Source organism: Gabonibacter chumensis, assembly GCF_024741215.1.
GTDB lineage: Bacteria > Bacteroidota > Bacteroidia > Bacteroidales > Marinifilaceae > Gabonibacter > Gabonibacter massiliensis.
In genome coordinates, this window is the sequence record NZ_JANSKB010000002.1 from 383790 (window position 1) to 398221 (window position 14432).

The 14432-nt window shown below is 43.2% G+C and carries 8 protein-coding genes; 4 read left to right on the plus strand and 4 right to left on the minus strand.

The annotated features are described in order from the left end of the window. Positions 1-2682, minus strand: coding sequence for a MutS-related protein (locus tag NVS78_RS08335; protein ID WP_286358775.1), 2682 nt, complete (start codon positions 2680-2682; stop codon positions 1-3). Between the two features lie 454 nt (positions 2683-3136). Here NVS78_RS08335 and abc-f point away from each other — a divergent pair, with 454 nt between their 5' ends. The 4 genes from abc-f (at position 3137) to NVS78_RS08355 (ending at position 9977) form a co-directional block, all read left to right on the plus strand. After that, a complete protein-coding gene (abc-f, locus tag NVS78_RS08340; protein WP_286358776.1) occupies positions 3137-4723 on the plus strand; it encodes a ribosomal protection-like ABC-F family protein in 1587 nt (528 codons plus the stop codon). Between the two features lie 260 nt (positions 4724-4983). Beyond that, complete coding sequence (locus tag NVS78_RS08345) at positions 4984-6759, plus strand: DNA methyltransferase (RefSeq protein ID WP_286358777.1); 1776 nt, start codon at positions 4984-4986, stop codon at positions 6757-6759. A gap of 3 nt (positions 6760-6762) precedes the next feature. Continuing rightward, positions 6763-9504: a DEAD/DEAH box helicase family protein gene (locus tag NVS78_RS08350; protein ID WP_286358778.1), complete on the plus strand. Its 2742-nt coding sequence runs from the start codon at positions 6763-6765 to the stop codon at positions 9502-9504. Positions 9505-9518: 14 nt separating this feature from the next. Then, entirely contained in the window at positions 9519-9977 is a 459-nt protein-coding gene (locus NVS78_RS08355) for a GNAT family N-acetyltransferase (protein WP_286358779.1), read from the plus strand. 141 nt (positions 9978-10118) lie between these two features. Here NVS78_RS08355 and uvrB read toward each other — a convergent pair whose 3' ends face one another. The 3 genes from uvrB to NVS78_RS08370 form a co-directional block, all read right to left on the minus strand. Beyond that, positions 10119-12125 carry an excinuclease ABC subunit UvrB gene (uvrB, locus tag NVS78_RS08360; RefSeq protein ID WP_286358780.1) on the minus strand — a complete coding sequence of 669 codons (2007 nt, stop codon included), beginning with the start codon at positions 12123-12125 and terminating at the stop codon, positions 10119-10121. 18 nt (positions 12126-12143) lie between these two features. After that, complete coding sequence (locus NVS78_RS08365; RefSeq protein WP_286358781.1) at positions 12144-12521, minus strand: thioesterase family protein; 378 nt, start codon at positions 12519-12521, stop codon at positions 12144-12146. Between the two features lie 319 nt (positions 12522-12840). Then, on the minus strand, positions 12841-14418 hold the full coding sequence (locus NVS78_RS08370; protein ID WP_286358782.1) for a peptide chain release factor 3: 1578 nt from the start codon (positions 14416-14418) through the stop codon (positions 12841-12843). Positions 14419-14432 lie beyond the last annotated feature (14 nt).

Here is a 14432-nt window from a genome sequence, read left to right on the forward strand (position 1 = left end):
CTAACGGCTGTTGTTGATGGTTTCTATAATCTCTTCATTGTTGATAATACGCATTCCGTGACGATCGGAGGTTATCCCTTCTTCTAACAGATAGGGATAGACCGGACGGGATTCCTCGATTCTCGTGGGAAAATAGAAGAATTGGACATTCCGGTAATACTCCTTTAATTCGTTAGCTGCTTCTATGATATGGGTAGATAGGAGGAAAAGACTGTCTCGACTCTCCGCGAAGCCCATGGATACGGCAACGGTTGCGTCGAAAGCGTCTTTCACGTTGGTTCCTTTAAATAGTTCGTCCATAATCAGCACCAGCCTTTTTCCCCGGTTCAACTCTTCGGCGACAGTCTTTACCCGTAAGACTTCCGAGTAGAAATGGCTGTATCCTACCAGCAGGTTATCGGATAAGTTGATGGAGGTGTACATGCCTTCCTGGATGCTAAACTCCATCTCCCGTGCGGGTACGGGAAAGCCTAAATGAGCCAGGTATATAGCGATGCCGAAGGCTTTCATAAAGGTGGATTTTCCGGCCATATTGGCTCCGGTCAGGAAGAACACGTTTTGTTCCGTATCTATTCGAATGGAATTGGCTACCGGAGACTCTACGTGGGGATGGTAAAGCCCTTCCATTCGAACGAAATTCTCTTTTTTCTCGCGGAGAAGCGCGTGGGTAAAATGTTTTTCGTTTGCCACGTTTGCCACGGACAGGTAAGCATCCATTTCGTAAATCATCCGTTCCAATGTTTTCATTTCCATAAAGACGGTTCGTCGTAACCGATAATCCAAATGGGCCATTTTAAGATAGGAGAGACGTTTTTTGTCCTTTTCCTTTTTCCACCAACGTATGTTTTTACTTTCCAGAATCGTTCTGAATACGGATCTCTCTTCCTGATAAACGGAAGTGTTGTCGTCAAGCGTTTGCAGGAAGCTATTCAGAGAGTCTAACATTTTTACAGAGGAAAGAATACCGTCTTTGACAAAATCGAATTGGGCATCGTCCATGAAAAATTTTAAGATTCTCCATTTTATTATCCTGTAAAAGGAGAGAAGTTTGAAACGGGGAATCGGGACGTTAAAATAGGTGTTGACCTCCTTCATGATAAAACTACCTACCGGGAGTTTTTTGTCGATACGTTGAAAATAACGGATGGTCTCCCTTCTCCTCTCGATCTCCTTTGCATCGGTAGTGGGATTCATAAACAGAAGTTCGAGTGTCTGGCTACCTCCCTGAGTTACCGTTCGGTTAAACGTGTTGAAAACGGATTCGTCTTTAAACTTGCCGAATAGCTCTAAGTCGTTTATCGTCTGTTTATCGACAAAAAAACGTCCTTCTTCTCTCGGGGAAGGAGGAACCTTCACCTTGCCTTGAATAGTCTCGATGATCCGTTCATTGTTGATGATTCTCATTCCGAAACGGTCTTCCGTTATACCCGGTTGCAAGGTATGCGGAAAGACGGGTTTTTCTCCCTCCATTAACGTGGAGAAGTAGGTAAACAAAATGTTGTCGTAATGTCCTTTTAAAGCGACTCCGGCTTCCGTAATATGAGTGGATATCATGAAGATCGCTTTTTTGTATTTGGCAAATGCTTCCGTTACGGCATAAGTCCCGTCATAGGCGTCTTTCACGTTCGTTCCCCGGAAAAGTTCATCGAAAATAATAACCAAGTCGTGTTGACGGTCTAAAAGTTCTGCTACTTTTTTTACCCGTTGAACTTCCGTGTAAAAATGGCTGTAACCCCTTTTTAATTGGTCGGGAAGGTTGATGGTGGTATATAATCCTCCCCGGAGAGAAAATTCCATAGACCGGGCAGGAACCGGAAATCCCATATGTGCCAGGTATAGAATAACGCCGAAGGCTTTCATAAAAGTAGATTTTCCGGCCATATTAGCCCCGGTTAAAAAGATGATCTGCTGGGAGGGGTCAATGGTCAGGTCGTTCGTCACGGCATTTTCCACGAAAGGGTGGTAAAGTCCTTTTATATCTATCAGCTTCTCTTGCTCCGGTAGGGGAATCGGAAAGGTAAAGTTGCGTGCGATGGCGGTTTGAGCGACAGCGATGTAGGCATCGAGAATAGAAAGATGAGTCATTAATCGGGACAGTATATCCCGGGCCCTGAAACGAAATATAGTATCGCAAGCAGCTGTTTTTTCATAATCGAATGTCTTTTGCCCGTTCTCCTTAAGAGTCCAAGCCAAACGTTCGTCGTCGACGATTTCTTTCATCTCCTCTATCATCGTTTTCAAAGGAGCTTCTTCTATCGAATCTCTTTCTTCCGATACGAAGTTACGGACGGAGTTGATCAATCTGATTGTCAGCATGATTCCTTCCTGATTTCTCTTGTAATCCAAATCCATGCCGGATCTTCGTTTTAAATTTCCTTGTATGCTTGTGCTATTCGGGTCTATTCTGCTTTTTTCGCTTTGTTCCCCCAGGTAATTTTCCACGTTATTGATCAAGCTGCCCATAAAAGGGAAACTGCTTTTTTTATCATGGAAATAACGTATTACGGCTAAGCGTTTTCGGATTTCCTCCAGATCGGATATCGGTTGTTTAAACATGCTTTCCAGCAGTCTGGCTCCCGCGTTTGTACAGGTTTTGTTGAATAAACCGTATATGCTGCTTTTTTTGTTTTTTCCGAATATACTCAGATCGTTTAAGGTTTGGTTATCTGTGTAAAAAGTCATAAGTCGGATTTATGGTTATTGATTGGTATTAGTTTGTATATTAAAGATTTTTTAAAGTTATGATGTTAAATTGACAAAAGGAATATATTTCTTTATTTTTAATTATTTGTAACTATTGTAGTTGATTGCGATTATTTTGACCCGGTTTACCTCTAATTTTGTTTGTTTATATTCTTCGTTGCCGCGAAAAAACAGTTGAAAAAGCGTATGTTCCTATTCATTTTGAATATAGAATAAAATGTATTACTTTTGTTTCGAACATATCATTACTCGAATGAAGATCTAATCATTACTTTTCAAAATCGGGGTTTTACCTATGCCGTTAAACGGTTTAAATAAGGAACCGGGCAGGTTTTTTCGTTTAGAAAGTTGCTATTCGTGAATTTGATTCTTGCTATCGCTTTTGCCCCATGATTTCAACTATTTGAGTATTAATTTGAGTAATTTATATAGAATGAGCATAGTTGTACGACGACTTACTTATCGACATGCCGACAAAGAGATGCTTTTTCAGGATCTTTCTTTTGCTGTAAAACGAGGCCAAAAAGTGGCTTTTGTCGGGAATAACGGAACCGGGAAATCGACTTTAATGCGTGTTATTAACGGGGAGCTTTCGGCCGTGTCCGGGGAGGTTACTTGTGCCGGAACAACGTATCATGTGCCGCAGCATTTCGGGCAATACGACCATCTGACGGTAGCGGAGGCTTTGCGGATCGATAAAAAACTGACGGCCTTGCGGGCCATTACGGGAGGCGATGTTTCGGAAGAACATTTTACGGTGCTCGGAGAGGATTGGGATATAGAGGAGAGGGCTCGGACGGCTTTGGAAATTTGGGATTTGGAGTATGTTTCGCTCTTCCGGCCGTTGGCAAGTCTTAGCGGAGGAGAAAAGACCCGGGTGTTGCTTGCGGGTATTCATCTGCATTCGCCTGAGATAATTTTGTTGGATGAGCCCACCAATCACTTGGATAGCGAGTGCCGTGAACGGTTGTATGAGCTTATACGAAACGCTGAGACGACCATTGTCGTGATAAGCCATGACAGGGTATTGCTGAATCTGTTGTCATCGATTTACGAATTGGATAAAAGGGGGATAACTTACTACAACGGGAATTATGATTTTTATAAAGCTCAGAAAGAGTCTCTTATTCATACGCTTTATGCCCAATTGGACGAGAAGGAAAAAGAATTGCGTCTGGCCCGTAAGGTCGCTCGGGAAACTGTCGAACGCAAGCAGAAATCAGATGCCCGGGGAGAAAAAAGAAGTGCTAAAAAAGGGATAAGCCGTATGGCGATGAACACTTTAAAAGATAAGGCTGAAAAGAGTACTTCGGCCATGAAGGGGGTTCACGAGGAGAAGCGGAGAAGTATTGCAGAGAAGTTGACCGGGGTACGGGCCTGCCTGCCGGATATAAAATCCATGAAGATAGATTTTAATGCCTCGTCGTTACATACGGGAAAAATTTTAATTACGGCTCGGCGTGTTAATTTCGCTTATTCGTCTGTTCCTTTGTGGGAGAAGGATTTGGATTTCCTGATAAAGAGCGGTGATCGGGTACTTATCCGGGGAAAAAACGGTTCCGGAAAAACAACCTTACTGCGTCTGATGACCGGAGAGTTGAATCCTTCCAGAGGGGCATTGACCCTTGCGGATTTTAAATACGTTTATTTAGATCAGGAGTATTCGATCATTAAAAATGATTTGTCCGTGTTTGAGCAGGTACGACGGTTTACCGCCGTGCGACAGGAACATGAAATCAAAACGATTTTGAATCGTTTTTTGTTTCCCATGCCGGTGTGGGAGAAAAGTTGCAGAAAGCTGAGCGGGGGAGAGAAGATGAAATTGGCTCTTTGTTGTCTGATGGTCAGTGCCGATACCCCGGATGTTTTTATTCTGGACGAACCGACCAATAATATCGATATGCAGAATGTTGAGATTCTGACCGCTACCGTAAAGGATTTTCGGGGAACCGTGTTGGTGATTTCACATGATCCTTATTTTGTTGAACAAATCGGAGTAGACTACACGATAAATCTTTAATGAAAAGCATAATGCTTCTATAACTCCGGATAACATGTATATTATCATTTTGAATTTAAAATACGAAGTTTAATTTTGTAACCGGAAAAGAGCGGAAGAAATTATTTCTTTTGTTTTCTTCGATGTCGTCGTATCTTAATTTATATTTGTAAAGGAATGATATTGAACCTGAATCAATCGAATGCGATTGATAATGGAGAGGTTAGAGAAAGGATGGGGAACTCTTACTAATAATAACAGAAGATAATACATATAGTGGAATGAGTAAATTGATCGGTTACGCGGATGTGGTTTTTGATATATTGAGAACAAAAAATAAGTGTTTGACGGATAGCGGTGAAGTGGATGTGAATGCGCTTAAGAGAGCGGTAGATGAACAAGAGGAGTGGTTGATCTCTTCTTTGTTGGAGAATGAGACATGCCGGAAACGTTTTTTTATTCGATGCGGTGCGGTTTATGTATTTAAGCAGAGAGATTTCGGTTTTTTTCTGGAACAGGATATGCTGGATCACAGTTATACGAAATTTGAGAATAAAATCGGGTTGGCTATCGGAAGAGGTAAACTATTGAAAGATTACGGAGAGGTGGTTTTGTACTTTCCGTTTAAAGATTGTGTACTCGAAGGGGGGCAAAGCACGGAAGAGGGAGTGGACATTTATTTTGAAGCGAATGCCGATGCATCCGATTACGTGGAAAAAAAGGCGAAGAGGAAAGAGGTGTTTTTCAATGCGGTCATAGGTAGTGAGGAGATAGATCGGTTGTTGGAGCCCAAGGCTTTTGAAAACGTAAGGCGTAATACCGGAAACGGAGAGAAACGATTTGCAGGATTTCAATACGATGAACGAGGAGTGATCAAGGATAATCTGGTCATAAAGGGAAATAACCTGTTGGCTCTGTACAGTTTGAAGGAACGTTTTTTGGGGAAGGTCAGGTTGATTTATATCGATCCCCCGTACAACACGGGAAACGATAGTTTTGGTTATAATGACAATTTCAACCATTCGACCTGGCTTGCTTTTATGCGTAATCGATTGGAGGTAGCCAAGGAGTTGTTGGCTGATGACGGAAGCATTTTGGTTCAATTGGATTGGAATGAGGTACATTATATGAAAATCCTGATGGATGAGGTATTCGGGAGAGAGAATTTCCGGAATGAAATTATCTGGTGTTATAATGGCCCGGGTTCACCTAAAATGAAACAATTGAACCGGAAACATGATAATATATTATGGTATAGTAAAACCGGCAACTGGATTTTTAACGGGGATGATGTTAGGATGAAATCCGAAGTGCACGTGGGAGGTTTTAACGGGGAGATGAACAGTGACGTGAGTGAGGGGTACACGGAGAAGGGAAAAATTCCGGAAGATTGGTGGGAATTGTTCCACACGGAGGAGGATTTCGTGGAGGAGATGAAACGGATATTTGCCGAATACAAATTGAATTCCGATGCCGATTGGCTGAAGGCGGCGGTAGCGGCCCGAATAAGGGTGGACGGAGAGAAGAGGACTGGATATATCACGGAAAAACCCTATAAGTTAATGGAACGGTTGATTAAAATGACCACGAACGAGGGGGATATCGTTCTTGATTTCTTTGCCGGAAGTGCTACAACAGCTTATGTTGCCGACTATCTCAACCGTCGGTATATTGCCGTGGAACAATTGGAAGAGACGCAGGAGAAAATCAAGACACGTCTGAAAAATACGGAATACGTCTATATCGAGTTGGCCAGAAATAACCAGAGAGCTATTGAGAAAATCAATGCATGTAAAAATTACGATGAGTTGTTGGCTTTTTTTGAACAGATGTGCGAGCGTTATTTTTTGGATTACAACTTGAAGGTAAGAGAATTTAGGGAAAACGTCAGCCGGGAAGAAACTTTCATGGTTTTGCCTCTATGGAGGCAGAAAGAGATTTTCTGTAAGATGCTCGACTTGAATCAGCTTTATATCAATTACGCGGAGTTAGGGGATATCCGGTATACCGTGAAGGAGGAGGATGTTTTTGCCGCGAATGAATTTTATAAAAGATAAGATATGACCCATAAGAGTTTAGGGAATCCGGCGGAGATCGATTATTTGTATGAAGAGTTGGAAAAGAGTAAGAAATATGTCGAGAACCCTATTGTTATACCTGAATACATCACCCGGAATCTGAAATTCGATCTGTTTTACTGGCAACGGGAGGCCCTGGAAAATTTTTTACTGAACGAGAGGAATAAGGAGAGAGGAAACCACCTGATGTTTAATATGGCTACCGGTACGGGTAAGACCTTGTTGATGGCGGCTTTATTGCTCTATTATTATAAGCAGGGGTATCGTAAGGTGATCTTTTTTGTTAATCAGAACAACATTGTAGGTAAAACGGAAGATAATCTCTCCAATCCCGGACATAACAAATACCTGTTTCAGCCGATGATCACGATTGATCAGGAGACCGTGAATATAAAGAAGGTGGAGGTGTTTTCGGATCGGGATGATGTATTGGAGATAAAGTTTTGCAGCATACAAAAATTGCATAACGACGTCTATAATATAAAAGAGAATGCCACGACCTTGCAGGAGTTGCAGGAGCGGGATATCATCATGATAGCGGATGAAGCTCATCATCTGAATGCCAACACGAAAAACGAAACAGGGTTATTGTATGGTCCGGATTTTAACACGAGCATATCGGAAACAAACGCGAAAGAGGAAGATATCGAAAGGGGATGGGAAAATACGGCCATACAGTTGCTGTTGAATAAATACGGTTATAGGGGTGACAGGCCGAACAAAAATATACTTTTGGAATTTACGGCTACTATCCCGGAGGTCAGGAGCGTGTTGCAAAAGTACGCGGATAAGACGGTTTATAAATTTCAGATTGAAGATTTCCTTCGGGCCGGATACACGAAAGAGATTCATTTAGTCAGTTCTTCTTTCGATAAACGGTTGCGAATATTGCAGGCATTATTGTTTAACTGGTACAGACAGGAAATTGCTATTAAGTTCCATTTATATGATTTTAAATCGGTTATCCTTTTCCGGAGTAAAACTATTGAAGCTTCCCAGGCGGATTTTGTCTTTTTTAGAGAGTTGATTGATAATTTGAGTATTTCCGATTTCGATTTTATCGGGACGGTAAAGGAAGAGGAGCTGGATAAGATGAAGGAGGTTTACCGAAGAGGCCAAAGCCGGATTATGGATATCAGGCGTTATATTGCGGATAACCGTATTGAAGTTCAAAGTATAATCGAGTTTTTGCAGACCCACTTTAAGGTTCAAAATTGTATTATAACCAATTCTTCCGATAAAACGGCTAAGGGGAAAGGGAAAGGAGAAGAGAAGACCACGGAAAGCCAGGATCGTTTATTGAACAATCTGGAAGATAGAAATAATATCATCCGGGCTGTATTTTCCGTGCAAAGATTGACGGAAGGATGGGATGTTTTAAACCTGTATGATATCGTACGATTGTATGAAGGACAGAATACGGGGGGCAGCAATGTAAAGAAATCGGCAACCAGCCGGGCGACGACCCAGGAGGTACAGTTGATAGGTAGAGGAATAAGGTATTATCCGTTTTCTTATGGAGATAAGGAGAGGGGAAGACGGAAATTTGACGATGATCTGACCCATGAATTAAGGGTATTGGAGGAATTTTATTTTCATAGTGATAACGATGAGCGCTATATAGGGGACCTGATTCAGGAGTTGAAACGGAAAAATTTGATAGAAGACAGGAAGATGCGTAAGGTGTTTGGACTGAAAGAAACGTTCCGTGCCGGCGAATTTTACCGGAAGGCGAAGCTGTTTAAGAACGAACGGATAGTCAATCCCTTCAGGCAGAAGAAAAGTCTGGATCAGATCGAAAAGGAGTGGTATTTTGCCTGTACAATCATAGAAGAACAGAAAGAGGCTAAAATTCTTTTTGATGATAACCGGGACGATGAGGATAAATATGTCGATCATGCTGAAGCCAAGACACTACTGATAACGATTCGGGATATGGAACGTCATATCGTTATGAAGGCGATCAATCGATTGTCTAAGCAGATGGATTCCGTCTATCGGATAGGAAATTTGTCTAAGGAATTGAAGGTCGAATCTATCGATGAACTGTATGATAGCGGCCTATTGGCGGGACTTCCTCTCTCCGTAACGACGAATCGGGCATTGACCCATAACGACTATCTGAAGATTGCAATCCGTTTCTTCGAACAGCTGGAACAGGAGATAAAAAAGTATTCGCAACCTTATACCGCCACCTGCTTTAAGTCGGTTGCTTTAGCGGATGTATTTGAAAAATCTAAAGAAAAGCTGGTTGAGGCGAATTATGATAAGGAGTACGAGAAGAGTGTGGTTGCGAACGATTGGTATGTGTTGGATGCGTTTGTGGGGACAGATGAAGAACGTGATCTTTTGGATTTCATAAAAGGATACATCGGTAATTTGAAAAGTCGTTACGATGAGGTATACCTGTTGCGTAACGAAGAGGTATATAAAATATATGATCGCGAGGGACGAGGGTTTATGCCTGATTTTCTGTTGTTGCTGAGAAAGGGAAATGACTATTTTCAGGTATTTGTGGAACCCAAAGGGAGTGATCACCTGAAAACGGATCAATGGAAGAATGATTTTTTGCAAGCCATAACGACAGAGGATCAAAATTATATAGATCGAACTTTGATGCGACAAGGGAATAAAAGTTATCGGTTGATAGGTATACCTCTTTATAATTCGACGAATACAAAGAAAGAGGTGGAAACTTGTTTTGTCCGCCATCTTTTGTCTTAAATAAATAATTGACGATGAGCGAGATTGTACGACCTGCAGTTTGTGATTACGATGAATTGACCGACCTCTGGGAAGCCTCGGTTCGGGCTACTCATGATTTTCTTGCGGAGGAGGATATTCGTTTTTTTAAGCCTTTGGTACGGAATCAATATCTTGATACCGTATCACTCTATGTCATTCGGGGGAATGAGGGGCGAATTCTGGCTTTTATGGGAATTCGGGAAGATATGCTTGAAATGTTGTTTGTCCATCCCGGAGCACAAAGAACGGGATTGGGGCGACGGTTATTGCATTATGCCGTGCAATGCAGAGGAATTTCTAAGGTTGACGTAAACGAGCAGAATGAAAATGCGCTCTGTTTTTACGAGCGGATGGGCTTTGAAGTAATCGGGAGGGATGCAACGGATGCTTTTGGAAAACCGTTCCCTATTCTGCATATGAGTTTAAAAAGCGAAGACTCTTCGAGAGGATAGGGGTAATTCCGTCGGATATTTAGAGGTTGGTGAATGTTTTAATTTACGATTGAATCCGATCTCACCCTCTTTAAATCGCCAACCCCTCAATCTCAGAATCCCTCAATCTCAGAATCCCTCAATCTCAGAATCCCTCAATGGTTAATTCGTTAATTTCCTTAAATGTTCCTCCAGTTTAAACATTTCGTCCCGTAGACGAGCGGCTTCCAGAAAATCTGTTTCTTTAGCCGCTTTTTGCATGGCGGCTTTGGTTTTTTGTAGCATTTTTTCTATTTCCGGTTTGCTCATATAGGCGACGACTGGATCGGCAGCCGTATTTACGTGCTCTTCTTCGACATAGGCGTGAGAAGTCTCTTTTAAGACCGATTCGGTAGTTTTATGAACTTGAGTCGGTGTAATACCGTGCCGGCTATTGTATTCCGTTTGCTTCTCCCGGCGGTATGTTGTTTCGTCGATGGTCTCCTGCATGGAGCGGGTAACGGTATCGGCATACATGATGACCTTTCCGTTCAGATTACGGGCAGCCCTGCCTGAAGTCTGGATCAGAGAACGGGTAGACCGCAGGAAACCCTCTTTATCGGCATCCAAAATGGCGACTAAAGAGACTTCCGGCATATCCAGTCCTTCCCGTAACAGGTTTACGCCGACGATGACATCGATGACTCCTTTCCGAAGGTTTTCGATGATTTGTACCCGTTCGAGCGTATCTACGTCCGAATGAATGTATTGACATTTGATGCTGATACGGTCGAGGTATTTGCTCAGCTCCTCCGCCATGCGTTTGGTGAGGGTCGTGACCAATACCTTCTCGTTAAGCTCTATTCGTTTCTGTATTTCGTTTATGAGATGGTCTATTTGATTCTTACTGGGTACGACCTCTATTTCCGGATCCAGGATGCCCGTCGGGCGGATGATTTGCTCCACGACGACCCCGTCGCATTTTTCCAGTTCGTAATCGGCGGGTGTGGCACTGACGTATATGGTTTGTCCCGTGTTGGCCTCGAACTCTTCGAACGTGAGCGGCCGGTTGTCGAAAGCGGCCGGGAGACGGAATCCGTATTCCACCAAAGTCTGTTTACGGGAGTGATCTCCCCCGTACATGGCCCTCACCTGAGGAAGAGTGACATGGGATTCGTCGACCACGAGTAGAAAATCCCGGGGAAAGTAATCCAGCAGGCAAAACGGACGTATGCCTGCGGCTCTTCCGTCGAAATAGCGGGAATAATTTTCTATTCCGGCACAATACCCTAACTCGCGTATCATCTCCACATCGTATTTTACCCGTTCTTCCAATCGTTTGGCTTCAAAATGTTTTCCGATGGATTTTAGAAAATCGACCTGTACGATCAAATCTTGCTCTATATCGTGTATGGCTTTGGTAACGGTGGCCTTGTCCGTCACGAAAAGATTGGCGGGATAGATGTTTAAGGTTTCTAAAGTATCTATTGTTTTTCCGGTTTGAGGACTGAAAGAGGAGATCCGGTCGATCTCATCCCCCCAGAATTCAAGTCGGTAAGCAATGCCGTCGAAAGTTTCAATCGAAGGGAATATGTCTACCGTTTCCCCTTTGGCACGGAATGAGCCTCTTTTGAATTCCAATTCGTTATTGGCATATAGGGCATCCACCAACCTGCGAAGCAGCTGGTTTCTTGCAATCTTCATCCCGGTTCGCAACCTGATCGTGTTGGCTCCGAAAGCGGTCGGATCTGCCATTCCATATAAACAGGAGACGGAAGATACGACAATCACATCCCGGCGTCCGGATAGCAGGGAAGCGGTAGCCCGTAGACGGAGCTTATCTATTTCATCGTTGATGGCAAGATCTTTCTCGATATACGTGTTGGTTACGGGTAAATAGGCTTCCGGTTGATAGTAATCGTAGTAGGAAACAAAATATTCTACGGCATTTTCCGGAAAAAAAGCCTTGAATTCCCCGTATAACTGGGCCGCTAACGTCTTATTATGGCTCAGAATCAGGGTCGGGCGTTGTATTTTTTGGATTACATTGGCAACGGTAAATGTTTTTCCCGATCCGGTTACTCCGAGTAAGACCTGACACGGATCACCCCCCTCGATGCCTTTCACGAGTTGCTCTATTGCCTCCGGTTGGTCTCCGGTCGGCGTATATTGTGACGTTAGCTTGAACATGGATCTGTGCGATTGATGTTAACCGAGTTTACTCAAAAATTTCACGGGATTGATGATAAAACGATCATGAACAGCCGTACCGATTGTTGCGGTTTCATCCCATGCCTCGATTTCAAAGCGAATGCGACGTCCTTCTGTTTCCGTAATGGTTGCCTTACATCCTACTTTTTTACCGACGGGAGTGGCTTTCACGTGCTTCACGTTGATTTCTATACCGACCGTGTCGTTGTCGGCTTCCAACATGCCTTCTAAACATTTGATAGCGGTATTTTCCATTAAACCGACCATAGCAGGAGTTGCGAACACCTCTAATTTACCCGATCCGTACACGGCTGCGGTATCTTCGTGTCTCACGATAATCTCCTGAGTAAAAGAGAATCCTATCTTTATTTCCATAACTTATTTGTATTTGACATACAAAGTTACTGAATAATCCGGCTCGTATTGTATTTTTGAGGGTTAATCTCTGCTTTTATCGAATGGAAACGGACCGTTTGTTTCTATTCCGGTTATTTTTCTTCTTTACAGTATGGTATTTGATTCGTACTGTAAATCTTTTCCAATGGTTTTCGGTCTGATTGGAGATGAATGAGAAGTTCGTAATAGTTGCGTATATCGTCCGTATACTCGTTTATGCCGGAAAAATCGAACACGTTTTCTTCTTTGAAAATTTCCTGACTCTTTTGACGAGATTATAAAGAATTTTAACCTCGGATTAAAATTCCGAGGTAAAGTGGAAAAGCAAATTTTTATAGTTATTCTGTGCCATTTGAAGCATGTATTGCGATTCGGCTAAGAATACGTCCCGTCCCCACTTGTCTTTAGCCAAATACTGGGCTTTATGGAGCTTAAAGTCTTCTAACTCTTTGTAATCTAACGCTTCGATCCAGCACGCTTTGTAAAGGTTGATATTTTCCCAGCGACAGGCGGCACCGTACTCGTGGAGTAAGCGGTATTCTATTACCTCGAATTGTAAGGCTCCCACTGTCCCGATGATTTTTCGGTTATTAAATTGGTTGACAAATAATTGGGCGACACCTTCATCCATTAATTGATCGATTCCTTTGGCTAACTGTTTGGATTTCATCGGATCGGCATTCTCGATGTATTTAAAGAGTTCGGGCGAGAAGCTGGGAATTCCTTTGAAATGCAGTTTTTCTCCTTCCGTCAGGGTGTCTCCGATCTTAAAATTACCCGTGTCATGCAAACCGACGATATCACCGGGATAGGCTTCGTCGATGATGGACTTTTTAGAAGCCATAAAAGCGGTAGGGGTAGAGAATTTTAAATTTTTTCCCAATCCCACGTGCAGGTAATTGGTGTTCCGCTTGAATATGCCGGAGCATACCTTCACGAAAGCAATGCGGTCCCGGTGGTTGGGGTCCATGTTGGCGTGGATCTTAAAGATAAATCCGGTAAATTTCTCCTCTTCCGGGCGGACTATTCGTTCTTCCGTCTCCCGTGGAAGCGGTGAGGGGGCTATTTCGATAAAACAATCCAGCATCTCCCGGATACCGAAATTATTTAAAGCCGAACCGAAAAAGACGGGAGCCACCGTGGCATCCAAGTACTCCTCGCGGTTTATGCCCGGATATACTTCCCGAACCAACTCTAAATCGTCCCGCAATTGTCGGGCACTTCGTTCACCGATGTACTCGTCCAGTTCCGGGGTATCGATATCGTTCAGTTCGATACCGTCCTGTATGGTTTGTACGCTGGCGGAATAGAGGCATAAATTCTGTTTGTGGAGGTTATAGATACCCTTGAAGGTATCACCGCTGCCGATAGGCCAGCTTAAAGGGTTTACCTTGATTTGCAACTCCTTTTCGATGTCGTCCAATATATCGAAAGGATCGTTTGCCGGCCGATCCAGTTTATTGATAAAAACAATAACGGGAGTTTTGCGCATCCGGCATACCTGCATCAGTTTGCGGGTTTGGGTTTCCACACCCTTGGCGGCGTCGATCACGATAATCACGCTGTCGCAGGCCGTCAACACCCGGAAAGTGTCTTCGGCGAAGTCTTGGTGACCGGGAGTATCCAAGATATTAATTTTGACGTCTTTGTATTCGAAACCCATCACGGAGGTGGCCACAGAAATGCCTCTTTGTCTTTCGATTTCCATAAAGTCCGAGGTCGCCGTTTTTTTTATCTTGTTCGATTTAACCGCTCCGGCAATATGAATGGCACCCCCGAACAGGAGTAATTTTTCCGTTAAGGTCGTTTTACCCGCATCCGGGTGGCTGACAATGCCAAAAGTACGTCTTCTTAATATCTCTTCAGTAAAACCCATGTATCTCCGTGTGA